We start from the raw sequence: 25,614 nt of genomic DNA, 5'->3' as shown, positions 1-25,614 counted from the left end.
GTCGTCTCAGGCCCCGGCCGCCGCGGCCGCTCCCAGGCCGCCCACCAGGAGGGCGGAGAGCCGGGCCACCCAGGGCGCGTCGACCGGCTCGGCGCTGACCAGCGCCCGGTGCACGACCGCGCCGGCGATGACGTCGAAGATCAGGTCGTCGGTGGCGTCCACCGCCATCGGGTCACGGCCCGCCGGGAGTTCACCGCGCTGCTGCGCCCGCTCGCGGCCCGCGAGGACCAGCCGCTTCTGGCGGTCGACTATGGAGGCGCGGATGCGCTCGCGCAGCGGCTCGTCCCGGGTCGATTCGGCCACGACGGCCATCAGGGCCGTCTTCGTCTCGGGCCGTTCGAGGAGGGCCGCGAACTGCAGCACCACGTGCTCGATGTCGGCCTGGAGGGAACCCAGGTCGGGCAGTTCGAGTTCGTCGAAGAGGACGGCGACGGCGTCGACGACGAGCTCGTTCTTGTTGGCCCAGCGGCGGTAGAGCGTCGTCTTCGCAACCCCGGCGCGGCCCGCCACGTCCCCCATCGTGAGCTTGGACCAGCCCAGCTCGACCAGGGCCGCGCGGGTCGCCTCCAGGATGGCCGTGTGGGCCTCGGTGGAGCGGGGGCGCCCGGTACGGCTGCTGCGGGGGTTGGTGCGACTACACATGAAAAGCGACCATACCCGCCGGTAGGTATACCGCCAGAGGCCGGTGATGTGAGGCAGTTCACCGCGCGGATCCCGCTCGCGCCCTCCCGCGCGCTCCTCCCCTGGAGTTACGCTACGACCTGTAGCGAAAGGCATTGAGCGGCCTGAGCGACAACCGCAGTGCCGGGTGGGGACCCGGCACGACAGAAGGTGCCGGGTGGGGACCCGGTGCCACCGAAGACGAAGAACCGTGTCGTCCACGCGTCTCGCACACCGGCGGGAGATGCGCGGACGGCACGGTTCAGCCATGACTTACCGGTTACGCGCGCGGAGGGGGGAGGATGTATCCATGCAGCCCCGAAACATGTCCATGAGCGGCGTCGTCGACCTCGCCGCGGTGAAGGCGGCCGGAGAGGCCAAGGCGAAGGCGGAGCAGGTGCGCGCCGAAGCCGCCCGGCAGGGCGGTTCCGCCGCCGTGTCCCCCTCGGCCCTGGTGATCGACGTCGACGAGGCCGGCTTCGAGCGTGATGTGCTCCAGCGCTCCGCCGAGGTTCCGGTCGTCCTCGACTTCTGGGCCGAGTGGTGCGAGCCCTGCAAGCAGCTGGGCCCCCTCCTGGAGCGTCTCGCCGTCGAGTACAACGGCCGCTTCCTGCTCGCCAAGATCGACGTCGACGCCAACCAGATGCTGATGCAGCAGTTCGGCATCCAGGGAATTCCGGCCGTTTTCGCGGTGGTCGCCGGTCAGGCGCTGCCGCTGTTCCAGGGCGCCGTGCCCGAGGCGCAGATCCGGGAGACCCTCGACCAGCTGATCCAGGTCGGCGAGGAGCGTTTCGGCCTCACGGGCATCGCCGTGGACGCCGACGCCGATGCCTCCGCCCCCGCCGCGCGGCCCGCCGGCCCGTACGACGCCCTCCTCGAAGCGGCCATGTCCGCCCTCGACGCGGGTGACCTGGCGGGCGCCGTCCAGGCCTACAAGAACGTGCTCGCCGACGACCCGGCCCACCCGGAGGCCAAGCTCGGCCTCGCCCAGGCCGAACTGCTCACCAGGGTGCAGGATCTGGACCCCGGCGCCGTCCGCAGGAACGCGGCGGACAATCCGGCCGATGTCACCGCGCAGATCGCCGCCGCGGACCTCGACCTGGTGGGCGGTCACGTGCAGGACGCCTTCGGCCGTCTCGTGGAGACCGTGCGCCGTACGGCGGGCGAGGACCGGAACGCGGCGCGGCTGCGCCTCCTGGAGCTGTTCGAGGTGATCGGCTCCGACGACCCGCGCGTGACGGCGGCCCGGCAGGCCCTCGCCCGGGTGCTGTTCTGAGGGCTGTCCGGCCCGGTTCAGGGCGCCGGATCGTTTGACGATTTGGCAGCAGGGTGACAAAACGCGGCCGCGCTTTACCAAAACTTGGTAATCGCGGCCGCTGTTACTTGCAGTAAATCGAACCCGGCATTCTGTCCGGATTCATCCGATGATCTACCGACATTCCCGGTCGCTCGAACGTACCCAGAGTGCCCGTTCGGTACCGCGCCGCCATGACGTGGTTATCCACCCGTTACTAGCCAGTAACGAACCCCCTTGTGCGGGGGCCCGGAATGGACCACGATCGGCGACGCTCGGTCCGAACCGCACCACCCCGGCAACCAACCGGGATCGCGGCCAGGGTCCCCACCGAGTGGACCGGTGTTCCGGCACCGGTCGCGGACAGGGGGGTTCCCGCTCTCACCGAACGGGGCCTGTCCACAACAGGTCGCGCCCGAAGGCGTGACCCATGGTTGTCGCTCGGGGGTGATCGCCGGTGATTCGGACGCGCATCGCGCCGCCTGATGCCTCGGCGCTCTCCTTCCCGAGGACGTAGCTCTTCTCCCATCCCAGGGTGGCCCCCCGGGCCCTCCGGAGATGTACGTCCGAGAAGGAGGAATTCTCATGAAGTCCCAGGTTCGTGGCGGGACCAGATGGAAGCGGTTCGCCGTCGTCATGGTCCCGAGCGTGGCCGCGACGGCCGCGATCGGTGTCGGCCTGGCCCAGGGCGCGCTGGCCGCGTCCTTCAGCATCTCCGGCCAGGAATTCAAGGTTAAGGCCAACAGCCTCGTCGGTACGGACTTCGTCCAGTACGGCAGCGTGGACGCGGGCAAGGACCTCGAGGGCAAGGACTTCGCCGCCCCGGTGGCCGTGTCCGGCTTCTCCGAGGCCTGGATCACGAACATGTGCCAGTCGGTCGTCACGCCGAAGGTGCCGTTCATCGGTGACGTCACCCTCCGCCTGGAGGCCGGCACCGAGGCCGCCAAGACCGGCAAGGACGCGGACAAGGTCTACGCGAAGGGCATCTACCTGGATGTCTCCGAGCTCAAGGCCGACGCCGAGTTCACCAACATCGACATCGGCGTCGCCGCCGGTGCCCTCCCGAAGTCGCCGGGCAAGCCGGGCATCCAGCCCAACACCAAGGCCAACCCGTACGGCTTCGGCCAGCGCGCCGAGCAGGCGACGCTGAACAACGTGCAGCAGAAGGCCTGGGCCACCACGGCCGGCACCTTCAAGCTCCCCGACCTGCACCTGTCGCTGCACCGGGGCACGGACGCCGAGTGCTACTAGGACCGGCCGGTCCCTGAGGACCGATCCGTCCTGAGGGGTGGGGCCGTCGCGTGCGGTCCCACCCGCCAGGTTCGTTCTCTCCATCTTTCTCAGCAACACCGCTTCCAGGGAGCTGTTCCATGAGCGCCGAGATCCCCGCTTCCCGCGAAGTCCCCAAAAAGGAGAACCGGTTCAAGGTCTGGAGGCAGACCCGGCCCTTCTGGGCGGGACTGTTCACCATGATCGGCGGCGTACCGATCGCCTACCTCCCGTACGGGGACATGCGGCTCGGCAACGTCACGCTCGCCATGCAGACGACCGCCGGCGCGGGCGCGCTGATCATCGGCGTCCTGCTCATCACGCTCGGTCTGACGATGTGGTTCCAGCCCGTCGTCCGGGTCTTCGCGGGCGTTGCGTCGATCATCCTGGCACTCGTCTCCATCCCGGTGTCGAACTTCGGCGGCCTCGTCATCGGATTCCTCTTCGCCCTCATCGGAGGCGGCCTCTCCGCCGCCTGGGCGCCCGCGCCCCCGGTCGAGGAGACCGAGGACGCACAGCACGACGGTCGGCCGGAGGCCTCGGACGAGGCCGGTGCGGAGCCCGAGACGGAGGTCGTGCCGGCGGCCGTGGTCCCGGAGCAGCGCGAGGCGGAGCACCAGGCGACCGAATCGACGATCGACGCCAACGGCGGGAGGAACAGTGCGGGGTGACGAGAATCAGTCGGCGCTCGCGAAGGAGGGCCCGCGGCACGCGGCCCCGCGCAAGTCGCTGCTGAACAGGATCCAGGGCCCCGCCGGGAAGGCGATGGCACTGGCGGCCATGCCGACCGCGGTGTTCGTGGGCATGGGCCTCACGCCCAAGCTCGCCCTCGCGGACGACAAGGACCTGCCCTTCGCCCCCGGCCCCTGTGTGACGCGCTCGGACGAGCCGACACCGGAGGCGACGGAGACGGCGAAGCCGGAGGAGAGCGCCAAGCCCACCGCCACCGCCACGGTCAGGCCGACGGACACCCCCTCGGCGACCGCGACCCCGTCCGCCACCGCGACCCCGTCCGCGACCCCGACGCCCACCGCGACGGCGACCGGGCAGACGGCCGCGCAGCAGACGCGGGAGCAGGCGCAGAACGCCCCCGCGCCCACCGCGACCCCCACGGCCACCGCCTCGCCCACGAAGTCCAAGAACCCGCTGGACCCGCTGGGCGTCGGCGACGCCCTGAAGGACCTCTTCGACGGCCCGGACAAGGAGCCGACGGCCACGCCCACGACGGCGGCGCCGACCACCTCCGCCCCGCAGCAGACCGCGGCACCCGCCGAGAAGCCGACGGCCGACGCGCCGGCGCCGACCGCCACCGCGTCCTCGAAGCCGAAGCCCGCGGCGGACCCGGACGACGAGGGGACGCGGACGGCGATCGAGAAGGCCGCGGCGAAGGCCGGTGCCGAGGTCGAGGAGCTCCCCGAGAGCGCCAAGGGGCTCGACGTCAAGCAGGACACGGACATACCCGACGGGGCCAAGCCCCGCTTCCCGTGCCCCGAACTGGACGAGCAGGCGCTCGCCGACGCCGACCTGGAGCAGGGCATCCCGCTCCTCCCGGACGAGCCCTGGCGTCTGGAGAGCTCGTGGCTCACGCTGCACGGTCTGAAGTACCACGGCATCGTCGAGGTGAAGACCGGCAGTGGCAAGATCAAGAAGGTGCTGAAGTTCACCGCGTCCTCGGTGGGGATCAAGGACCTGCACCAGCTGACGGAGCACTCCGACGGCCTCACCGGGCACGTCCGCTCGGACAAGGGCACCACGTCGACGATCACCGGCGGCACGGTGACGATGTACACGGAGGAGCTGAAGGGCAACCTCCTCGGCATCATCCCGATCACCTTCGGCCCCGAGTCCCCGCCTCCGCTGAACATCCCCGAGGTCTTCTTCACCAACGTGAAGCTCAAGCAGGCGGGTCAGTTCGGCGGCACCCTCAAGGTCAAGGGCCTCCGCAACACGATCGAGCCCAGCTGACCCCGCGTACCACTCCGGGAGCCGCCCATGACGAGGGCCCCCGTCCGATCCGGACGGGGGCCCTCGTCATGGCGTCAGCGCGGCGTCACTTGTGCTCGCCGCCGCCGAGGTGGTGCACGCGGACCATGTTGGTCGTGCCCGGGACGCCGGGGGGCGAGCCGGCGGTGATGACCATGGTGTCGCCCGCGTTGTAGCGCTGGAGCTTGAGGAGCTCGGCGTCCACGAGGTCGACCATGGAGTCCGTGTTGTCCACGAACGGGACCAGGAAGGACTCGACGCCCCAGCTCAGGGTGAGCTGGTTGCGGGTGCCCTCGTCCGTCGTGAAGGCGAGGATCGGCTGCTGCGTGCGGTAGCGGGACAGGCGGCGGGCCGTGTCGCCGGACTGCGTGAAGGCGATCAGCGCCTTGCCGTCGAGGAAGTCCGCGATCTCGCAGGCCGCGCGGGCGACGGAGCCGCCCTGGGTGCGCGGCTTCTTGCCGGGGACCAGGGGCTGGAGGCCCTTGGAGAGGAGCTCCTCCTCGGCCGCGGCGACGATCTTCGACATCGTCTTCACGGTCTCGATCGGGTACGCGCCGACCGAGGACTCGGCCGACAGCATGACCGCGTCGGCGCCGTCCAGGATCGCGTTGGCGACGTCGCTCGCCTCGGCGCGGGTCGGCCGCGAGTTGGTGATCATCGACTCCATCATCTGGGTGGCGACGATGACCGGCTTGGCGTTGCGGCGGCACATCTCCACGAGGCGCTTCTGCACCATCGGGACCTTCTCCAGCGGGTACTCCACCGCGAGGTCGCCACGGGCCACCATGACCGCGTCGAAGGCGGCGACGACGTCGGCCATGTTCTCGACGGCCTGCGGCTTCTCGACCTTGGCGATGACGGGGACCCGGCGGCCCTCCTCGTCCATCACCTTGTGGACGTCCTTGACGTCGTCGGCGTCGCGGACGAAGGAGAGGGCGACCATGTCGCAGCCCATCCGCAGGGCGAAGCGGAGGTCGTCGACGTCCTTCTCGGAGAGGGCGGGGACGTTGACCGCCGCGCCGGGCAGGTTGATGCCCTTGTGGTCGGAGATGACACCGCCCTCGACGACGATGGTCTTGACCCGGGGGCCGTCGACCTCGACGACCCGCAGCTCGACGTTGCCGTCGTTGATCAGGACCTGGTCGCCCTTGGAGACGTCGCCCGGCAGACCCTTGTAGGTGGTGCCGCAGATCGACTTGTCACCGGGGACGTCGTCGGTGGTGATGGTGAACTCGTCACCGCGCACCAGCTCGACCGGTCCCTCGGCGAAGGTCTCCAGGCGGATCTTCGGGCCCTGGAGGTCGGCGAGGACACCGACGGCGCGACCGGTGTCCGCGGAGACCTGCCGGACGCGGTCGTACCGCTCCTGGTGCTCTGCCTGGGACCCGTGGCTGAAGTTGAATCGGGCCACGTTCATGCCGGCCTCGATGAGAGCCTTCAGCTGCTCATACGAGTCGACGGCGGGGCCCAGCGTGCAGACGATTTTGGAACGGCGCATGAGGCGGATCCTATCGGTTTGTTTCACTGCGGAATATTCCGTCTGGCGGAAAGTACAAATGGGCGCGGGCCCGCTCAAGCGTTCACTCGTTCGAGCTCGCCTCGTCCAGAACGAGCGCGTAGCTCTGGCGTGCGATCTCCAGCTCCTCGTCCGTCGGCACCACGGCGACCGCCACCCGCGCGTACACCGGCGAGATGATCCGGGCCTCGTCGGAACGCACCGCGTTGAGGTCCGCGTCCACCGCGAGCCCCAGCTCCTCCAGACCGGCGATCGCGGCCTCCCGCACGGGCGCGGCGTTCTCGCCGACCCCCGCCGTGAACGCCACCGCGTCCACCCGGCCGAGCACCGCGTAGTACGCCCCGATGTACTTCTTCAGGCGGTGGACGTAGATGTCGAAGGCGAGCGCCGCCCGCTCGTCGCCCTCGTCGATCCGCCGGCGGATCTCCCGCATGTCGTTGTCGCCGCAGAGCCCCACCAGACCGGACCTCTTGTTCAGCAGCACGTCGATCTCGTCCTCCGACATGCCCGCCACCCGCTTGAGGTGGAAGGTCACGGCCGGGTCGATGTCGCCCGAGCGGGTGCCCATGACCAGGCCCTCCAGCGGCGTCAGGCCCATCGAGGTGTCCACGCACCGGCCGCCCCGCACCGCCGAGGCGGAGGCGCCGTTCCCCAGGTGCAGCACGATCACGTTCACCTCCTCCGGCTCCTTGCCGAGCAGCCGCGCCGTCTCCCGCGAGACGTACGCGTGCGAGGTGCCGTGGAAGCCGTACCGGCGGATGCGGTGCGCGTCCGCGGTCTCCACGTCGATCGCGTACCGCGCCGCCGACTCCGGCATCGTGGTGTGGAAGGCCGTGTCGAAGACCGCCACCTGCGGCAGGTCCGGGCGCAGCGCCATCGCCGTACGGATGCCGGTGAGGTTCGCCGGGTTGTGCAGCGGCGCCACCGGCACGAGCCGCTCGATCTCCGCGAGCACCTCTTCGTCGATGACCGTCGGCTGGGTGAACCGCAGTCCGCCGTGCACCACCCGGTGGCCGATCGCCGCCAACTCGGGGGAGTCCAGGCCCAGACCGTCCGCCGCCAGCTCCTCGGCGACCGCCTTCAGCGCGGCGGCGTGGTCCGCGATCGGCCCGTTCTTCTCGCGCTTCCGACCTCCCCCGCCCTGCAGCGGCGTGTGGACGAGCCGGGAGGTCCCCTCGCCGATCCGTTCCACGAGCCCCTGCGCGAGGCGGCTGTCGTCACGCATGTCGAGCAGCTGGTACTTCACCGACGAGGAGCCGGAGTTGAGGACGAGTACACGGGTGGGAGTCGTCATGCCGGCAGCTCCTGGGCCTGGGACTGGATCGCCGTGATGGCGACCGTGTTGACGATGTCGCTGACGAGCGCGCCGCGCGAGAGGTCGTTCACGGGCTTGCGCAGACCCTGGAGCACCGGGCCGACGGCCACGGCGCCGGCCGAACGCTGCACGGCCTTGTACGTGTTGTTGCCCGTGTTGAGGTCCGGGAAGATCAGCACGGTCGCCTGCCCCGCCACCTCCGAACCCGGCAGCTTCGTCGCCGCGACGGAGGGCTCGACGGCGGCGTCGTACTGGATCGGGCCCTCGATCCGCAGCTCCGGATGGGCCTCGCGGACCAGCTTGGTCGCCTCCCGCACCTTGTCGACGTCGGCGCCGGAGCCCGAGGTGCCCGTGGAGTACGAGAGCATCGCGATCCGCGGCTCCACGCCGAAGCGGGCCGCCGTCGCCGCCGACTGGGCGGCGATGTCCGCGAGCTGCTCGGCGTTCGGGTCGGGGTTGACCGCGCAGTCGCCGTACACCAGGACCTTGTCGGCGAGGCACATGAAGAACACCGAGGAGACGATCGAGGCGTCCGGCTTCGTCTTGATGATCTCGAAGGCGGGCCGGATGGTCGCCGCCGTGGAGTGCACGGACCCCGACACCATGCCGTCGGCCAGCCCCTCCTGGACCATCAGCGTGCCGAAGTAGTTCACGTCGGAGACGACGTCGTACGCCAGCTCCACGGTGACGCCCTTGTGGGCCCGCAGCGCCGCGTACTTCTCCGCGAACGTGTCGCGCAGCTCCGAGGTCTGCGGGTCGATCAGCTGCGTGTCGCCGAGGTTCACGCTCAGGTCGGCCGCCTTCTTGCGGATGGCCTCGACGTCGCCGAGCAGCGTCAGGTCGCAGACGTCACGGCGGACCAGCACATCGGCGGCGCGCAGCACCCGCTCCTCGGTGCCCTCCGGGAGCACCACCCGGCGCCGGTCGGCCCGGGCCTGTTCGAGCAGCTCGTGCTCGAACATCATCGGGGTGACCCGGCCGCTGCGCGCGACCGAGATCCGCTTGAGGAGGTCGGCCGTGTCCACGTGCCGCTCGAAGAGACCGAGGGCGGTCTCCGCCTTGCGCGGGGTGGCCGCGTTCAGCTTGCCCTCCAGCGAGAACAGCTCGGTGGCGGTCGGGAAGCTGTTGCCGGGCACGGAGATGACCGGGGTGCCGGGCGCGAGGCGGGCCGCCAGGGTCAGGATCTCCTCGCTGGGCCGCTCGTTCAGGGTGAGCAGCACGCCGGCGATCGGCGGGGTGCCGGCCGAGTGCGCGGCGAGCGCGCCGATGACGAGGTCGGCGCGGTCCCCGGGGGTGACGACGAGGCAGCCCGGGGTCAGCGCGTTGAGGAAGTTCGGCAGCATCGCGCCGCCGAAGACGAAGTCGAGCGCGTCCCGCGCGAGCCCCGCGTCGTCGCCGAGGACGACGGAGGCGCCGAGCGCGTGGGTGATCTGGGCGACGGTGGGCGCGGCGAGCGCCGGCTCGTCGGGCAGCACGTAGCAGGGCACGGGGACCCGGGTCGCGAGCCGCTCCAGCGCCGTGAGGTCCTCGGCGGCCACCCGGTTGACGACCATCGCGAGCACGTCGCAGCCCAGCCCGTCGTACGCCCGGAAGGCGTTGCGCGCCTCGGCCCGTACGGACTCGGCGGTCTGGCCCTTGCCGCCGACCACCGGGATGACGGAGGCGCCGAACTCGTTGGCGAGGCGCGCGTTGAGCGCGAGCTCGTCCGGGAGCTGGGTGGCGGCGAAGTCGGTGCCGAGGACGAGGACGACCTCGTAGTCGCGGGCGACCGCGTGGAAGCGGTCGACGAGCCGGGACACCAGCTCGTCGGTGCCCCGCTCGGCCTGGAGCGCGGAGGCCTCGTGGTAGTCCATGCCGTAGACCGTCGAGGCGTCCTGCGAGAGGCGGTAGCGGGCGCGCAGCAGATCGAAGAGCCGGTCGGGGCCGTCGTGCACCAGTGGCCGGAACACCCCCACCCGGTCCACCTGGCGGGTGAGGAGCTCCATGACTCCCAGCTCGACGACCTGGCGGCCGTCACCGCGGTCGATCCCGGTCACGTACACGCTGCGCGTCACGCCGTGGTCTCCTGTCCAGTCCTGCGGAAGGGGCCGAGCGGCGCCCTCGCGACACCTCTGCGGCCCGTTCGTCAATCGACAGTGCTCAGAAAGCCCCTATAGGGCGGCATTACCCCCTTGACAATACCTCCGCCGATGGTTACGTCGCCCGCCGGACGAAGGGCCCGGAAACCCGGGCCGAAAGGCCCCCCAGGAGCCCCCCACGAGGACGCGCTGACCGCCGGCGAGCGCGCCCGTCAGGCGGAGCGTGTGAGAATTGCGGTGGCTCATAACGGACCGCGACCGAGCAGGAGACACAGCACGATGCGCATCGGAGTTCTCACCGCAGGCGGCGACTGCCCCGGCCTGAACGCAGTGATCCGGTCGGTCGTGCACCGGGCGCTGACCGGCCACGACGACGAAGTCATCGGCTTCGAGGACGGGTTCAAGGGCCTCCTCGACGGCCACTTCCGGCCCCTCGACCTCGACGCCGTCAGCGGCATCCTGGCCCGCGGCGGCACCATCCTCGGCTCGGCCCGCCTGGAGCGGAACCGGCTCCGCGAGGCCGCCGACTCCGCCTCCGACCTGGCCCGCGAGTACGGCATCGACGTCCTCATCCCGATCGGCGGCGAAGGCACCCTGACCGCCGCGCGGATGCTCTCCGACGCCGGCATGCCCGTCGTCGGCGTCCCGAAGACGATCGACAACGACATCTCCTCCACGGACCGCACCTTCGGCTTCGACACCGCCGTCGGCGTCGCCACCGAGGCCATGGACCGCCTCAAGACCACCGCCGAGTCCCACCAGCGCGTGATGGTCGTCGAGGTGATGGGCCGCCACGCCGGCTGGATCGCCCTGGAGTCCGGCATGGCCGGCGGCGCCCACGGCATCTGCCTCCCCGAGCGCCCCTTCCAGATCGACGACCTCGTCAAGATGGTCGAGGAGCGCTTCGCGCGCGGCAAGAAGTTCGCCGTCATCTGCGTCGCCGAGGGCGCCCACCCCGCCGAGGGCTCGATGGACTACAAGAAGGGCGAGATCGACCAGTTCGGCCACGAGCGCTTCCAGGGCATCGGCAACCAGCTCGCCGTCGAGCTGGAGCGGCGCCTCGGCAAGGAGGCCCGCCCGGTCATCCTCGGTCACGTGCAGCGCGGCGGCACGCCGACCGCGTACGACCGGGTGCTCGCGACCCGCTTCGGCTGGCACGCGGTGGAGGCGGCGCACCGCGGCGACTTCGGCCGGATGACGGCGCTGCGCGGCACGAACGTGGAGATGGTGCCGCTGGCCGAGGCCGTGACCCAGCTCAAGAGGGTCCCCGAGGACCGCATGCGCGAGGCCGAGTCCGTCTTCTAGCCTCCCGCGGGAGGACCCGCGCGGTCCGGACGGCCCGGTCCTCCGGCCCCCCCCGCGCCGGGACCTCCGCCCCCGCCTCTCCCGGATTCCTTCCGGGACCCGAACGGTCCGAGTGGCCCCGACCGTCCCCCCGTGGACGGTCGGGGCCACTCGGCGTGCACGGCATCACCCCCGGAAATGCCGAATTCCACTCTTGAGCCACGGCGCGCGATCAACAAGGCTTGGGGCCTGTCCCGGACATGTCCCAACGCTGTCCGGCCGAAGGGGGAGGCGCGGATGACGCCGGGGGAGCACGCTCCTGATCCACGGGAGGCACGGAGCGCCGCCGAGTTCCTCGCGTGCCTCCAGGCCCTCAAGGACTGGTCGGGCCTGACCTACCGCGAGCTGTCGGCCCACGCGGAGGCCCGCGGCGACGTCCTGCCCCGCTCGACGGTGGCGAACATGCTGTCCCGCCCGACCCTGCCCCGCGAGGAGCTCCTCACCGCCTTCGTCCGCGCGTGCGGGGTCGCACCGGGCGAGCTGGCGGACTGGCAGACGGTACGGAAGGAACTCGCGGTACGGGGGGTGTACGGGCCCGGCCCGGCGGAAGCCGCGGGCGGGGGCGGGGCCGAGGACACCTTCGCCGACCGTACCGAGGACCCGGGCGCCGACCCCGGCGAGGGTCCCGGCGAGGGTCCCGGGCCGGCGCCCGCCTGGCCCGGGGCCGCCGAGGGCCCCGGCGGGGGTGCGGGCCCGGCCCGGCCCGGGCCCCGGTCGCGGATACGGCGCGGCCTCGTCGCGGCGGTCGCGCTCGCCGGGCTCGTCCTCGCCGGCATCAGCGTCGTCGCCTTCCTGAAGGACGGGCACGCCGGGCATCCGCCCCGTACCCCCACCGCACCCGCCGCCGGGGACGTCCGCATCCGGGTGACCGGCACCGAGTTCTGCCTGGGCGAGCGGCGCGGCGCCCGCACCGGCCAGATACATCAGCTGCCGTGCGCCGCCGAGGGCGTCCCGCGCTACTCGCTGGCGGAGGTGGGCGGCGGCCGGTGGAGGATCGTCTCGGACCACCCCGACTTCGGCCCCGGCTGCTCCGGCATACCCTCCGGCGGCCGGATACCCGACGCCGCGTACGAGGACTCGGAGTGCGGCGACCCGACCCGGGTCGAGTCCTTCGCCCTGGAGGCGTACGGCACTCCCGTCGAGGGCTACCGGATCGTCCCGGTGGACTCCGCGACCCCCGGCAGCTGCGTCACCGTCGTCGGCGACCGCTCGGCCGCCTGGGCACGGCTCGCCCAGGCGCCCTGCGCGCCGGACGCGGCGGGCCAGCTCTTCGACTTCGACCGGCGGGACTGACGGGGGACGGGGCGAAGATCGGCGCACGGCGGCGAGCGCGGTCCGCGCGAACACCGAGGCGGGCCATGGCAGTTCGGCATCCGCGCCGGCGCCCGTCACGGCCGCCGACGCGCCCTCGGTCCGCCGGGATCCCACTGACCCCGGCGGCCCCGCGAGGCGTTCACGGAGGCTACCGGGGGGCCTCCACGAGACGGGCCCTGAGCGCCGTCACCACGGCCGGGTCGAGCCCGACGTGACCGGTGACGTACCCGTACACCGATCCGTACCGCTCGCGCAGATCCGCGAGGAACAGCCGGATGATGTCGGCGGGCGCCCGGCCGTAGCCCGGCCAGCGCGGCTCCCGGCCGGGGTGCGCGGCCCGCCAGTCGCCGATCAGCCGCTCCGTGGCCAGCTCGGTGAGCGCGAAGTCCGCGAGGATCTCCTCGTCCGGGACGTCCAGGAGGGCGAGGACGACGGCCGCGAGCAGACCCGTACGGTCCTTCCCCGAGGCGCAGTGGAAGACGAGCGGCCCCTCGGAGGCGGCGATCAGCTCCAGGGCCGCGCGGAGCTCCTCCGCCCCGTCCTCGGCGACCTCGGCGAACCGGTCGGCGAGGTAGCGCCAGGGGTCGAGGGCCGGGTCGATCGCCTCCTGGTCGTAGGGGCGGTGCTCGATGGAGAGGTTGTGCCAGGAGACCTCCTCGGTCTCCGGCAGGCGGCCCCTGCCGGCGATCTCCCACGGATAGCGCAGGTCGATCACCGTGCCCACGCCGAGCGCGCGGAAGCGCTCCAGGTCGGCCGGGCCGGCGTCCGCGAGCTTGCCGAGGGAGTCGGAGCGGTAGAGGGTCTCCCACCGCACGGTCCCGCCGTCGGCGGTCCGATAGCCGCCCAGATCACGGAAGTTGTGGAGTCGTTCGAAGGGTATGTGTCGTCTCACGGCGCCAATCTACGGGCCGTTCCGCCGTCACGGTCCGACCGCCGCCCAGAAGTGCGCGGTGATCTCCCCGAGGTAGGCGCGCCCCTCGTCGCCGGTCGCCGCGGAGGCGCCCCAGCTGCTGGTCGCCACCATCCGCGCGTGGTACTCGGTGTGGAGCCGCTGGAGCGCGGACTCCACGACCCGCTTGGGCAGCGGCATCATCTTCACCGCCGGTTTCACGTACGCCTGCCAGCGGGTGGTCGCCGCGTCGCGCAGCAGCTCGGCGAGTGCCTCGTCGCCGCCGGTCGCGGTGATCAGCTCGCGCGGCCCCAGGCCGAGCACCTCGGCGAGGGCGGCCGTCTGGCGTTCGGTGCCGCGCCAGCGGCCCTCGTCCTCCATCCGCTGGTACGCGGAGGCCGACACGCCCACCCGCCGGGCGAGCTCCTCGGCGGAGAGCCCGCGCGCCACCCGGTGCTCCCGCAGGGTGGACGCGGCGGCGATCAGGTCCGAGGGGGAGCACCACAGGACGCCCGCGAGGGCGGTGAGCTGCTGCTCGCCCGGGACCGCCGTGCCGCGTTCCCAGGCGACCACGATCTCGGGCTCGACGAGGATGCCGTACTGCGCCCGCAGGCCGTAGGCGACGTGCCCGGGGGCCATGCCGAGGGCCTCGCGGAGCCGGCGCGCGGCCTGGGCGTCGAAGGGTGGGGAGGGTTGGTGCACCCGGCCACGCTAGGTACAAGAAGTGACGGCTGGCTACGGTGCGTTCCCCCAAACGTGCTTCGTCGTAGGAACATGGGAACCGATCGGTAACCGCGCGGGTGCTCAGTGCCCGCGCGCCGGGCCGTCGAGCCAGCGGTACTGGAGCTCCGGCCGCCCGATCTGACCGTACTGCGGGGCGCGCACGGCCCGGCCCTCCGTGACCAGGTGCTCCAGGTAACGGCGCGCGGTGATCCGGGAGATCCCGACGGCCGCGCCGGCCTCGGCGGCCGTGAGCCCCGCCGGGGTGGCGCGCAGGGTACGGGTGACCGCTTCGAGCGTCGGGGCGCTCAGCCCCTTGGGGAGCGTGGCCGGGTGCGGGGCCCGGAGCGCGGAGAGGGCCCGGTCCACCTCGTCCTGGCCGGAGGCCTCCCCGGCGGCCGCCCGGAACTCGGCGTACCGGACGAGCCGGTCCCGCAGCGTGGCGAAGGTGAACGGCTTCAGGACGTACTGGACGACGCCGAGGGACACGCCCTCCCGGACGACCGCCAGGTCGCGGGCGGAGGTCACGGCGATGACGTCGGCGGAGTGCCCGGCGGCGCGCAGGGCCCGCAGCAGCTGCAGTCCGTGGCCGTCGGGCAGGTAGAGGTCGAGCAGGATCAGATCGACCGGCGTCCGGTCGAGGATCCGCACGGCCGCGGCCCGCGAGTGGGCGACCCCGACGACACCGAAGCCCTCCACGCGCCCCGCGTAGAGCGCGTGGGCGTCGGCCGCGACGGGGTCGTCCTCGACGACGAGGACCCGGAGGGGGCTCCTGCTCACGCGGTCACCTCCTTCTCCGTGCCGACGGCACCCGGGGCCCCGCCGTCCCTCGGCAGCGGCAGCCGCACGGTGAACTGCGCGCCGCCCTCCTCCGCCTCCGCCAGGTCCAGCGTGCCCGAGGCCCGCGCGACCGCCTGGCCCACCAGGGCGAGGCCGAGGCCGCGGCCGGGACCCCGGGTGGACCAGCCGCGCCCGAGGACCGCCTCCCGGTCGGCGGCACGGACACCGGGGCCGCTGTCGCCGACCCGGAGCAGCAGTTCGCCGTCGCCCGCGCGTGCCGCGACGGTGACCGTCACGCGCGCGTGCGGCGTCCCGCCGGCCGCCTCCACCGCGTTGTCGATGAGGTTGCCCAGGATCGTCACCAGATCCCGGGAGGGCAGCGCCGCCGGGACCCGGCCGTCGTCGATGCGGCTGTCCTCGGTGAGGACCAGCTCCACACCCCGCTCGTTGGCCTGCGCCGCCTTGCCGAGCAGCAGCGCCGCGAGGACCGGTTCGCCGACGGCGTCGACGACCCGGTCCGTGAGCGCCTGGGCGAGTTCCAGCTCCGCCGTCGCGAACTCCACGGCCTCGGCCACCCGGCCCATCTCGATCAGCGACACGACCGTGTGCAGCCGGTTCGCCGCCTCGTGGGCCTGGGAACGGAGCGCCTCCGTGAAGCCCCGCTCGGAGTCCAGCTCGCCCGAGAGCGCCTGGAGTTCGGTGCGGTCCCTGAGGGTGACGACGGTGCCGCGCCGCTCCCCGCCCACCACCGGGCGGGTGCTGACCACGAGGACCCGGTCGGCCGTCAGGTGCGTCTCGTCGACGCGCGGCTCCGAGGAGAGCAGCGCGCCGGTCAGCGAGGCGGGCAGGCCGAGCTCCGCGGCCGGGCGGCCGACGACCGCCCCGTCCAGGCCGAGGAGCTCCCGCGCGCCGTCGTTGATGAGGGCGATGCGCCGCCGTCCGTCGAGCATCACGAGGCCTTCCCGCACCGCGTGCAGCGCGGCCTCGTGGTAGTCGTGCATCCGGCTCAGTTCGGTGGCGTTCATGCCGTGCGTGTGGCGGCGGAGGCGCGCGTTCACGACGTACGTCCCCGCTCCGCCGAGCGCGAGCGCCACGCCCGCCATGCCGAGCAGGGCGGTCACCTGCTCGCGTACCTGCTCACTGATCTTGTCGATCGTGATGCCCGCACTGACCAGGGCGACGACCCGGTCGCCGTCGAAGACCGGTGCCACCGTCCGCACGGAGGGGCCGAGGACGCCCAGGTGGGTCTCCGAGTAGAGGCGGCCCCGCCGCGCCTCCTCGATGTGGCCGAGGTACGTGCGGCCGATCTGCGCCGGCTCGGGATGCGTCCAGCGGGTGCCGTCCGGGGCCATGATCACCACGAAGGCGACGCCCGCGTGGCGGCGCAGCGACTCCGCGTACGGCTGGAGGGCGGCCGTCGGGTCGGCGGAGCGGGCGGCGGCGACCACGGACGGGGAGTCGGCGACGGCGGCGGCGGTCGCCGTGGCCTGGCGCCGCGCGGTCTCCTCGGCCTGTGCCCGGTCCGTGACGTACGCGAAGACCGCGCACCCCGCCACGACGACGGCCACGAGCACGACCTGCATCGCGAAGAGCTGGCCGGCCAGGCTGCGGGGGCGGGGGAGCGGGAGACGCATGCGGGTAAGTGTGCACGTGGGAACGGGCGGGGCGGCACCGCGTTCCCGAATCGTGCCCTTCTCCACCGGGGGGTCGGTCGTTTCGGTCGTGAACGAAACGTACGTAACCGTGACCCGGGTCACAGCCTGATGGATAGTCGCGGAGTCCACCGGGACGTGGACACCCATCAGCACGAGGAGGACCCCGTGGCCGCACGCCGGGACCGTACGCACTATCTGTATCTGGCCGTCATCGGCGCCGTACTGCTCGGCATCACGGTCGGGTTCCTGGCGCCGGGGGTCGCCGTCGAGCTCAAGCCGCTGGGCACCGGCTTCGTCAATCTGATCAAGATGATGATCTCGCCGATCATCTTCTGCACGATCGTGCTCGGCGTCGGCTCGGTCCGGAAGGCCGCGAAGGTCGGCGCCGTCGGCGGCCTCGCCCTCGGCTACTTCCTCGTGATGTCGACCGTCGCACTCGCGATCGGTCTGCTCGTCGGCAACCTCCTGGAGCCCGGCTCCGGGCTCCACCTCACCAAGGAGATCGCCGAGGCCGGCGCCAAGCAGGCCGAGGGCGCGAGCGAGTCGACCCCGGACTTCCTGCTCGGGATCATCCCGACCACCCTCGTCTCCGCCTTCACCGAGGGCGAGGTCCTCCAGACGCTCCTCGTCGCGCTCCTCGCCGGCTTCGCGCTCCAGGCCATGGGCTCCGCCGGGGAGCCCGTCCTGCGCGGCATCGGCCACATCCAGCGGCTCGTCTTCCGCATCCTCGGCATGATCATGTGGGCCGCTCCGGTCGGCGCGTTCGGCGCGATCGCGGCCGTCGTCGGGGCGACCGGCGCCGCCGCGCTCAAGTCCCTCGCCGTCATCATGATCGGCTTCTACCTGACCTGCGGGCTCTTCGTCTTCGTGGTCCTCGGCGCGCTCCTGCGGCTGGTCGCCGGGATCAACATCTGGTCCCTCCTGAAGTACCTGGGCCGCGAGTTCCTGCTGATCCTGTCCACCTCCTCCTCGGAGTCCGCGCTGCCCCGGCTCATCGCGAAGATGGAGCACCTGGGCGTCAGCAAGCCGGTCGTCGGCATCACCGTGCCGACCGGCTACTCCTTCAACCTCGACGGCACCGCGATCTACCTGACGATGGCCTCGCTCTTCACCGCCGAGGCGATGGGCGACCCGCTCTCGATCGGCGAGCAGATCTCGCTCCTCGTCTTCATGATCATCGCCTCGAAGGGTGCCGCGGGCGTCACCGGCGCCGGGCTCGCCACCCTCGCGGGCGGCCTCCAGTCGCACCGGCCCGAGCTGGTCGACGGGGTGGGCCTGATCGTCGGCATCGACCGCTTCATGAGCGAGGCGCGCGCCCTCACCAACTTCGCGGGCAACGCGGTCGCGACGGTGCTCGTCGGCACGTGGACCAAGGAGATCGACCGGGCGCGGGTCGAGGAGGTCCTCGCCGGCCGGGTCCCCTTCGACGAGAAGACCCTGGTCGACGACCACGCCTCGGCACCGGTGCCGGACCAGCGCGCCGAGGAGGGCGAGGAGAAGGCCCGCGCGGGCGTCTGACCCGGGAGCGCGGCACACGACCCGCCCCGCGAGGGCGGGAAGGACCCCGAGTCCCGGGCCTTGAGCCGGATCCGGGCCTCGGGAGGAGGGCGGCACCGGCAGCGGCCGGGGCCGCCCTCCTCGCTGTCGACGCGGGGCCGCCCTCGCTCTCAGCGGCCGTCCAGTTCCGCCAGTTCCTCCCGCGAGAGCGTCAGCGACGCGGCACCCGCCGAGTCCCGCACCGTCTCCGGCCGGCTCGCCCCCGGGATCGGGAGCACCGTCGCCGAGCGGGCCAGCAGCCAGGCGAGGGCCACCCGCTGCGGGCTGACCCCGCGGGCCCGCGCGACCCGGTGGAAGGCCCCGAACTCCGGGTCCGCCTCCTGGGCGGACGTCCCGTCCAGGGAGCTCCGCGAGATCCCGCCCAGCGGACTCCACGGCAGGAAGGCGAGGCCGAGCTCCGCGCAGAGCCGCAGCTCGGCCTCGCTGTCCCGCACCGCCGGCGAGTAGCGGTTCTGCACGGAGACCAGCCGGTCGCCGAGGATCTCCCGGGCCAGCAGGATCTGCGCGGCGTCCACGTTGGAGATCCCCGCCAGCCGGACCGTGCCCGCGTCCAGCAGCTCCCGTACCGCGCCGAGGGATTCGGCGTACGGGACGGCCGGGTCCGGCTTGTGCAGCTGGTACAGGCCGATCGCCTCGACGCCGAGCCGCCGCGCCGAGCCCTCCGCCGCCCGCCGCAGGTGCCCGGGCCGGCCGTCGACGGTCCAGCCGCCGTCGGCCGTGCGCCCCCGGCCGCCCTTCGTCGCCACGAGCACGCCGTCCGTGCCGCCGCCGTACGAGGCGAGGGCCCGCGCCACGAGGAGCTCGCCCTCGCCCGGCGCGCCGCCCGGCGGGTGGTAGGAGTCGGCGGTGTCGAGGAGGGTCACCCCCGCGTCCAGGGCCGCGTGCACGGTGGCGACGGCCCGCGCCCCGTCGGGCCGGCCCTCGATGGAGAGCGGCATCGTGCCCAGGCCGACGGCCCCGACCCGTACGTCCCCCAGCATCCGGTAGCCCATCAGCGCTCCACCCCCACCGTCTCGGAGACCGCCCGCGCGAGCCACTCGCCGGAGTCGGTGAAGGAGTAACCGAGGGCGGTCGCACGGGAGTTGTCCATGCCGTACGAGCGGGCGAAGGAGAACGGCGAGACCTCGCCGACCTCCACCTCCCGGAAGACGGTCCGGCCGCCGACCAGCTTCTCGATCTCCGCGCAGAGGTCGGCGGTGGTGAGCGGGCCGTGGGAGTGCGCGTTCACCGGCCCGGTGAAGTCCGCGCCGACCGCCCAGGCGAGGAAGGCGGCGATCTCCTCGACGTACACATAGGTCGCCGGGTGGTTCACCACCGGCACGGAGATCGGTTCGCCCGCGCGGATGCGCCGCGCGTAGTGGTCGAGACGTCCGGTGAAGTCGTCGGCGCCACCGAGCACATGGGCCACCCGGACCGAGGCCCAGGCGAACGGGGACCCGGCCGCGAAGACCGCCTCGGCCTGCCGCTTCCCCTCGCCGTAGTGCGCGTCGAGGAACTCCGGGTCCCCCCACGGCAGGCCCGTGTCGACGGTCACGGCGGCCAGGTCGAGGGCCGACTCGGCGACCGGCACGGCCGAGTCCTCGTACTCGTACACCTCCACGGTGGAGGTCATCACATAGCGCCGGGTGCGCGTCGCGAACACCCGCCGGGCGATCTCGGCCTGGCGCGGGGTGTAGCAGACCTGGTCCACGACGACGTCGAAGGAGCGGCCCGCGAGGGCGGACGTGAGCGCCTTCTCGTCGTCGCGGTCGGCGATCAGCCGCTCGATTCCCTCCGGGGCGGCGGAAGAACCCCGGTTGAGCACCGTGACGCGGTGCCCGGATTCCCGGAGGAGCGTGATGAGCCGCTTTCCGAAATAGCGGTTGCCGCCGATGACCAGAATGTCCATGAACCTCAACTCCCTTGCTTCCGGGGTCAAGTGTTACGTTGTGCGCTCGCCGATTGAAGGGGGAAACATGGGAGTGCAGGCCGTCCCGCCGAAGGAACCACGGCATTCGCGCGCCGCCACCGACGAAACCTCGGCGACCGCCTTCGACCCGATCGACCGGCAGATCCTGGACCTCCTGCAGACCGACGGCCGCATCAAACTCAGCGAGCTCGGCCGGCGCGTCCGGCTCAGCCCCGCGGCCGTGACCGGGCGCGTCCGCCGCCTGGAGGCGGGCGGGGCGGTCACCGGCTACGGCGCGCACGTCGCACCGGCCCTGCTCGGCTACGGCATCCAGGCCTTCATCCGCGTGAACCCGCACGGCGGCTACACCCTGAAGCACCCGCGCACCCTGGAGCTCACCGCGCGCCCCGAGATCCTGGAGGTGCACCACGTGGTCGGCGAGGACTGCTGGATCCTGAAGGTCGCGGTCACCGACACGATCCACCTGGAGGAGATCCTGGAGCAGACCTCGGCCCTCGGCAGGACCACGACCTCGATCGTGCTGTCCTCCCCGGTGGTCCGCAAACCCCTGCTGCCGCCCGCCTCGCACTGACTCCGCGGGGCACGCGCTCCACAGGGCACACAGAAATGCCCCGACTAGAATGGACAGTCGGGGCATTGTTTCGCGTATATTTATGGATTCCGTGTCCGGACATGCTCCAGACGCGGAGAAGTTCAATAAACGCACTGTATCGCGCCGGGAGTCGAATTGTCAACCGAGGAATTTCGGAATGAGCAGCAATTCATCGCCGATCTCTACGCACGACTCGACGACCTCAGGGACCAGGCCGAAGCCGCCGTCGAGCAGGCGCTGCGCACCCCCGGGGTCGGCAGCAGCCAGGGCCGCCTCGAACGGGACGTGATGGTCGCCGAGCAGTCCGGGCTGCTCTCCGCGCTCAACGCGGGGGAGAGCGGACTCTGCTTCGGCCGGCTCGTCTTCCAGGACGGCCGCGACCACCACATCGGCCGGCTCGGCATCCGCGAGGACGACCCGAACCGCACCCCGCTCGTCGTCGACTGGCGCGCCGAGATCGCCCGCCCCTTCTACCTCGCCACCGGGTACGAGCCGATGGGCCTCACCCGCCGCCGCCACATCACCACCCAGGGCCGCGAGGTCGTCTCCCTCCACGACGAGGTCCTCGACCTCGCCGACGCCACCCGCACCGGCCACGAGAGCCGGAACGCCGACGAAGTACTGCTCGCCGCGCTCGACGCCGCCCGCACCGGCCGCATGCACGACATCGTCCAGACCATCCAGGCCGAGCAGGACGCCATCATCCGCTCCCCGCACCGCGGAGTCCTCGTCGTCGAGGGCGGCCCCGGCACCGGCAAGACCGCCGTCGCCCTGCACCGCGCCGCGTACCTCCTCTACGCGCACCGCGAGCAGCTCGCCAAGCGGGCCGTCCTCATCGTCGGCCCCAACCCCGCCTTCCTCGGCTACATCGGCAACGTCCTGCCCTCCCTCGGCGAGACCGGCGTCCTCCTCGCCACCCCCGCCGAACTCTTCCCCGGCGTCCGGGCCACCGGCACCGACACCCCGCACGCCGCCGCCGTCAAGGGCGCCGCCGCCATGGCCGACGCCCTCGCCGCGGCCGTACGGGACCACCAGCGGGTCCCCGAGCGCGGCGAACCGCTGATCGTCCCGCACGAGGACGGCGACCTGGTCATCGACTGGGACATGGCCCTCGAAGCCCGCCACAAGGCCCGCGAGACCGCCCTCCCGCACAACCTCGCCCGCCCCTACTTCGTCTTCCGGATCCTCGACGCGCTCGCCGAACAGCTCGCCGACCGCATCGGCGCCGACCCCTACGGCGGCCCCAACTTCCTCGGCCCCGACGACATCGCCCTCCTCGCCAAGGGCATCGCCGCCAACCCCGAGGTCCACGCGGCGATCGACACCCTCTGGCCCGGCCTCACCCCGCGGGAGTTCCTCGCCGGATACCTGGCCGGACCCACCCACCTCACGGAGGCCGACGCCGAGGCGATCCGGCGCGACGGCGGACCCTGGACCCCCGCCGACGTACCGCTGCTCGACGAGGCCGCCGAACTCCTCGGCGAGGACGACTCCGCCGCCCGCGCCGCCGAGGAGGCCGAACGCCAGAAGCAGATCCAGTACGCGCAGGGCGTCCTCGACGTCTCCTTCGCCTCCCGCACCTACGAGTTCGAGGACAAGGAGGAACTCGACAAGGACGCCTCCGAGGTCCTCTCCGCCCACGACATCATCGACGCCGAACGCTTCGCCGAGCGCCACGAGGAGGCCGACCACCGCACCGCCGCCGAGCGGGCCGCCGCCGACCGCACCTGGGCCTTCGGCCACATCATCGTCGACGAGGCCCAGGAGCTCTCCGCCATGGCCTGGCGGCTCCTCATGCGCCGCAGCCCCAGCCGCTCCATGACCCTGGTCGGCGACCCCGCCCAGACCGGCGACCCGGCCGGCGTCGGCACCTGGGAGAGCATCCTCGGCCCGTACGTCGAGGACCGCTGGGACCACGTCCGCCTCGGCGTCAACTACCGCACGCCCGCCGAGATCATGGCCGTCGCCGCCGAGGCGCGCCGCGCCGCCGACCCCGGCTTCGAACCGCCCCGCTCGGTGCGCTCCACCGGCGTGGAACCCTGGGACCGGACCGCGGACGACCCGGTGAAGGAGGCCGCCGACGCGGTCGCCGCCGAACTCCGCGAGGAGGGCCGGATCGCGGTGATCGCCCCGCCCGGCCTCCACCCGGGGCTGATCACGGCACTCCCCGGCGCCGCGTACGGCCCGAAGCCCGACCTCACGCGCCCGGTGGTGCTCCTCGACCCCCGGCAGGCGAAGGGCCTGGAGTTCGACACGGTGCTCGTCGTCGACCCCGACGGCATCCGGGAGGGCGCCACGCACGGCGTCAACGACCTGTACGTGGCGCTCACCCGGGCCACTCAGCGACTCGGTGTGATCAGGCCGACCGTCACGCCGGCCGTCACGAGCCCCGTCACCCCGGCCGTCACGCGGGCCTGAGCCAGACCGTCGCCAGCGGCGGAAGCGTCATCCGCACGCTCGCGTCACGGCCGTGCCACGGCACCGACTCGGTCTTCACCGGGTCGGTGCCCACCACGTCCGAGCCGCCGTACCGCGCCGCGTCCGTGTTCAGGACCTCCGCCCAGGCCGCGCACGTGTCCGGGACCCCGAGCCGGTAGTCGTGCCGCACCACCGGCGAGAAGTTGGACACCGCGAGCAGCGGCGAACCGAAGGCGTCGAAACGCAGGAACGCGAAGACGTTGTCGTCGGCCGCGTCCCCCACCACCCACTGGAAACCCTCCGGAACGGTGTCCCGCTCCCAGAGCGAGGGCGTCGCCGCGTACACCGTGTTCAGGTCCCGGACGAGATCCCGCACCCCCCGGTGGTCCGCCTCCGCCCCGTACGCCGGATCGAGCAGCCACCAGTCCGGGCCGTGGTCCGCCGACCACTCCGCCCCCTGCGCGAACTCCTGCCCCATGTAGAGCAGCTGCTTGCCGGGATGCGCCCACATGAAGCCCAGATACGCGCGGTGGTCGGCCCGCTGCTGCCACCAGTCGCCCGGCATCTTCGACACCAGGGACCGCTTGCCGTGCACCACCTCGTCGTGCGAGATCGGCAGGATGTAGTTCTCGCTGTACGCGTACACCATCGAGAACGTCATCTCGTGGTGGTGGTACTTGCGGTGCACCGGCTCCTTCTGCATGTACTCCAGCGAGTCGTGCATCCAGCCCATGTTCCACTTCATGCCGAAACCCAGACCGCCGAAGCCGCCCGGACCCACCTGGTCCGTCGCCCGCGTCACCCCGTCCCAGGCGGTGGACTCCTCGGCGAAGGTGACGATCCCCGGGCAGCGCCGGTACACCGTCGCGTTCATCTCCTGCAGGAACGCCACCGCGTCCAGGTTCTCCCGGCCGCCGAACTCGTTCGGCAGCCACTCGCCGTGCTCCCGCGAGTAGTCGAGGTAGAGCATCGAGGCCACCGCGTCCACCCGCAGCCCGTCCACGTGGAACTCCTGGCACCAGTACACGGCGTTGGCGACGAGGAAGTTCCGCACCTCCTTGCGGCCGTAGTCGAACTCCAGGGTCCCCCAGTCGGGATGGTGCGAGCGGCGCGGGTCCTCGTGCTCGTACAGCGGCCGCCCGTCGAACTCGGCCAGCGCCCAGTCGTCCTTCGGGAAGTGCGCCGGGACCCAGTCCATCAGGACCCCGATCCCCGCCCGGTGCAGCGCGTCCACCAGGAACCTGAAGTCGTCCGGGGTGCCCATGCGGGCCGTCGGCGCGTAGAACCCGGTGACCTGGTAGCCCCAGGAACCGCCGAAGGGATGCTCCGTGACCGGCATCAGCTCCACGTGCGTGAAGCCCAGCTCACGGACGTACGCGGGCAGCTGCTCGGCCAGCTGGCGGTAGGTCAGCCCCGGCCGCCAGGACGGCAGATGCACCTCGTACACGGAGATCGGCGCCTCGTGCGGCGGGCGGGAGCCGCGCCGCTCCATCCACTCCGCGTCGTCCCACGTGTAGTGCGACGCGGTGACGATCGACGCGGTGTTCGGCGGGCACTCCGTACGCCGGGCCATCGGGTCCGCGCGGACCGTGTGCGAGCCGTCGGGCCGCGTGATGTCGTACTTGTAGACGGCGCCCTCGCCGACCCCCGGCACGAACAGCTCCCACACGCCCGTCGAACCGAGCGAACGCATCGGCAGGGCCGTGCCGTCCCAGTGCGTGAAGTCGCCCGTGACCCGCACCCCGCGCGCGTTCGGCGCCCACACGGCGAACCGGGTGCCCTCGACGCCCTCGTGCGTCATCGGGTGGGAGCCGAGCGCCGTCCACAGCTCCTCGTGCCTCCCCTCGCCGATCAGGTGCAGGTCCAGCTCGCCGAGGGACGGCAGGAAGCGGTACGGGTCGTGGACCGCGAGCTCGTCCCCGTCGTACCGCACCCGCAGCTCGTACGCGGGCACCTTGCGGAGCAGCGGGACGAGCACCGAGAAGAGCCCGTCGCCGTCGTCGTCGAGCTCGATCCGCCTGCCCTTGGTGAGGACGGCCACCTCCTTCGCCCAGGGGCGGAGGGCCCGGATGACGACCCCGCCCCTGACCGGGTGCGCGCCGAGCACGCCGTGCGGATCGTGATGCTCCCCGGCGAGCAGCCGGGCCCGGTCGCCGGGGTCGAGCGGGGGCGCCTTACGGGGCGTCTTGCCGGCCGTCTTGCCTGCGGGTCGGGCGGTCACGGGGGTGCCTCCTGGGGGGTACGGGGGGTACGAATGCGCAACGGTGATGCGGGTCGCGGGGAAACTCGGCCGAACGGGCCCCGTTGCGGGCCGCGCCGTT

The 25,614-nt window shown here is 72.3% G+C and carries 20 protein-coding genes; 9 read left to right on the top strand and 11 right to left on the bottom strand.

Going from position 1 to position 25,614, the window contains the following annotated elements; genetic code table 11:
• Positions 1-6: 6 nt before the first annotated feature.
• Complete coding sequence (locus tag IE237_RS00715; protein ID WP_189799815.1) at positions 7-642, bottom strand: TetR/AcrR family transcriptional regulator; 636 nt, start codon at positions 640-642, stop codon at positions 7-9.
• A 328-nt stretch (positions 643-970) separates the two neighbouring features.
• Here IE237_RS00715 and IE237_RS00710 point away from each other — a divergent pair, with 328 nt between their 5' ends.
• From IE237_RS00710 to IE237_RS00695, 4 genes are all read left to right on the top strand, one after another.
• Positions 971-1,936: a tetratricopeptide repeat protein gene (locus IE237_RS00710; RefSeq protein WP_189799814.1), complete on the top strand. Its 966-nt coding sequence runs from the start codon at positions 971-973 to the stop codon at positions 1,934-1,936.
• A 603-nt stretch (positions 1,937-2,539) separates the two neighbouring features.
• Positions 2,540-3,205, top strand: coding sequence for a DUF6230 family protein (locus tag IE237_RS00705; protein WP_189799813.1), 666 nt, complete (start codon positions 2,540-2,542; stop codon positions 3,203-3,205).
• Positions 3,206-3,324: 119 nt separating this feature from the next.
• A complete protein-coding gene (locus IE237_RS00700) occupies positions 3,325-3,894 on the top strand; it encodes a DUF6114 domain-containing protein (RefSeq protein ID WP_189799812.1) in 570 nt (189 codons plus the stop codon).
• On the top strand, positions 3,884-5,188 hold the full coding sequence (locus IE237_RS00695) for a hypothetical protein (RefSeq protein WP_189799811.1): 1,305 nt from the start codon (positions 3,884-3,886) through the stop codon (positions 5,186-5,188). Before IE237_RS00700 ends, IE237_RS00695 begins: the two co-directional genes overlap by 11 nt.
• Before the next feature lie 85 nt (positions 5,189-5,273).
• On the opposite strand, the gene pyk is transcribed toward IE237_RS00695, so the two are convergent.
• The 3 genes from pyk to pta form a co-directional block, all read right to left on the bottom strand.
• Positions 5,274-6,704: a pyruvate kinase gene (pyk, locus tag IE237_RS00690; protein ID WP_189799810.1), complete on the bottom strand. Its 1,431-nt coding sequence runs from the start codon at positions 6,702-6,704 to the stop codon at positions 5,274-5,276.
• A gap of 82 nt (positions 6,705-6,786) precedes the next feature.
• Positions 6,787-8,016 carry an acetate kinase gene (locus IE237_RS00685; RefSeq protein WP_189799809.1) on the bottom strand — a complete coding sequence of 410 codons (1,230 nt, stop codon included), beginning with the start codon at positions 8,014-8,016 and terminating at the stop codon, positions 6,787-6,789.
• Positions 8,013-10,091, bottom strand: a complete 2,079-nt coding sequence (gene pta, locus IE237_RS00680; RefSeq protein WP_189799808.1) for a phosphate acetyltransferase — start codon at positions 10,089-10,091, stop codon at positions 8,013-8,015. The genes IE237_RS00685 and pta overlap by 4 nt, the downstream gene beginning before the upstream one ends.
• Positions 10,092-10,394: 303 nt before the next feature.
• Here pta and IE237_RS00675 point away from each other — a divergent pair, with 303 nt between their 5' ends.
• Together IE237_RS00675 and IE237_RS00670 are read left to right on the top strand one after the other, a co-directional pair.
• Positions 10,395-11,420, top strand: a complete 1,026-nt coding sequence (locus IE237_RS00675) for an ATP-dependent 6-phosphofructokinase (protein WP_189799807.1) — start codon at positions 10,395-10,397, stop codon at positions 11,418-11,420.
• Between the two features lie 276 nt (positions 11,421-11,696).
• Entirely contained in the window at positions 11,697-12,752 is a 1,056-nt protein-coding gene (locus IE237_RS00670) for a helix-turn-helix domain-containing protein (RefSeq protein WP_189799806.1), read from the top strand.
• Positions 12,753-12,921: 169 nt separating this feature from the next.
• Here IE237_RS00670 and IE237_RS00665 read toward each other — a convergent pair whose 3' ends face one another.
• The 4 genes from IE237_RS00665 to IE237_RS00650 all read right to left on the bottom strand — a co-directional run bounded on the left by IE237_RS00665 (position 12,922) and on the right by IE237_RS00650 (position 16,796).
• Positions 12,922-13,665 (bottom strand): tyrosine-protein phosphatase, encoded by a 744-nt coding sequence (locus IE237_RS00665; RefSeq protein WP_189799805.1) that lies wholly within the window; start codon positions 13,663-13,665, stop codon positions 12,922-12,924.
• A 27-nt stretch (positions 13,666-13,692) separates the two neighbouring features.
• Positions 13,693-14,301: a helix-turn-helix domain-containing protein gene (locus tag IE237_RS00660; RefSeq protein ID WP_370468146.1), complete on the bottom strand. Its 609-nt coding sequence runs from the start codon at positions 14,299-14,301 to the stop codon at positions 13,693-13,695.
• A 165-nt stretch (positions 14,302-14,466) separates the two neighbouring features.
• On the bottom strand, positions 14,467-15,162 hold the full coding sequence (locus tag IE237_RS00655; protein WP_189799803.1) for a response regulator: 696 nt from the start codon (positions 15,160-15,162) through the stop codon (positions 14,467-14,469).
• Positions 15,159-16,796: a sensor histidine kinase gene (locus tag IE237_RS00650; RefSeq protein ID WP_189799802.1), complete on the bottom strand. Its 1,638-nt coding sequence runs from the start codon at positions 16,794-16,796 to the stop codon at positions 15,159-15,161. The genes IE237_RS00655 and IE237_RS00650 overlap by 4 nt, the downstream gene beginning before the upstream one ends.
• A gap of 129 nt (positions 16,797-16,925) precedes the next feature.
• Here IE237_RS00650 and IE237_RS00645 point away from each other — a divergent pair, with 129 nt between their 5' ends.
• Positions 16,926-18,335, top strand: coding sequence for a cation:dicarboxylate symporter family transporter (locus tag IE237_RS00645; protein ID WP_189799801.1), 1,410 nt, complete (start codon positions 16,926-16,928; stop codon positions 18,333-18,335).
• A gap of 149 nt (positions 18,336-18,484) precedes the next feature.
• On the opposite strand, the gene IE237_RS00640 is transcribed toward IE237_RS00645, so the two are convergent.
• Entirely contained in the window at positions 18,485-19,366 is an 882-nt protein-coding gene (locus tag IE237_RS00640; protein ID WP_189799800.1) for an aldo/keto reductase, read from the bottom strand.
• Positions 19,366-20,262 (bottom strand): NAD-dependent epimerase/dehydratase family protein, encoded by an 897-nt coding sequence (locus IE237_RS00635; RefSeq protein ID WP_189799799.1) that lies wholly within the window; start codon positions 20,260-20,262, stop codon positions 19,366-19,368. Before IE237_RS00635 ends, IE237_RS00640 begins: the two co-directional genes overlap by 1 nt.
• Before the next feature lie 67 nt (positions 20,263-20,329).
• On the opposite strand from IE237_RS00635, the gene IE237_RS00630 reads away from it, so the two are divergent.
• Together IE237_RS00630 and IE237_RS00625 are read left to right on the top strand one after the other, a co-directional pair.
• Positions 20,330-20,854 (top strand): Lrp/AsnC family transcriptional regulator, encoded by a 525-nt coding sequence (locus IE237_RS00630; RefSeq protein ID WP_189799798.1) that lies wholly within the window; start codon positions 20,330-20,332, stop codon positions 20,852-20,854.
• A gap of 156 nt (positions 20,855-21,010) precedes the next feature.
• The gene (locus IE237_RS00625; protein ID WP_189799797.1) at positions 21,011-23,293 is read left to right on the top strand and encodes a HelD family protein; all 2,283 of its coding nucleotides are present in this window, start codon (positions 21,011-21,013) and stop codon (positions 23,291-23,293) included.
• On the opposite strand, the gene glgB is transcribed toward IE237_RS00625, so the two are convergent.
• Positions 23,280-25,514, bottom strand: a complete 2,235-nt coding sequence (glgB, locus tag IE237_RS00620; protein ID WP_189799796.1) for a 1,4-alpha-glucan branching enzyme — start codon at positions 25,512-25,514, stop codon at positions 23,280-23,282. The two genes, IE237_RS00625 and glgB, sit on opposite strands and share 14 nt — an antisense overlap.
• Between the last annotated feature and the right edge of the window lie 100 nt (positions 25,515-25,614).

Source organism: Streptomyces tanashiensis, assembly GCF_014648895.1.
Taxonomy (GTDB): Bacteria; Actinomycetota; Actinomycetes; order Streptomycetales; family Streptomycetaceae; genus Streptomyces; species Streptomyces tanashiensis.
This window is presented reverse-complemented; position numbering and strand designations above follow the sequence as displayed.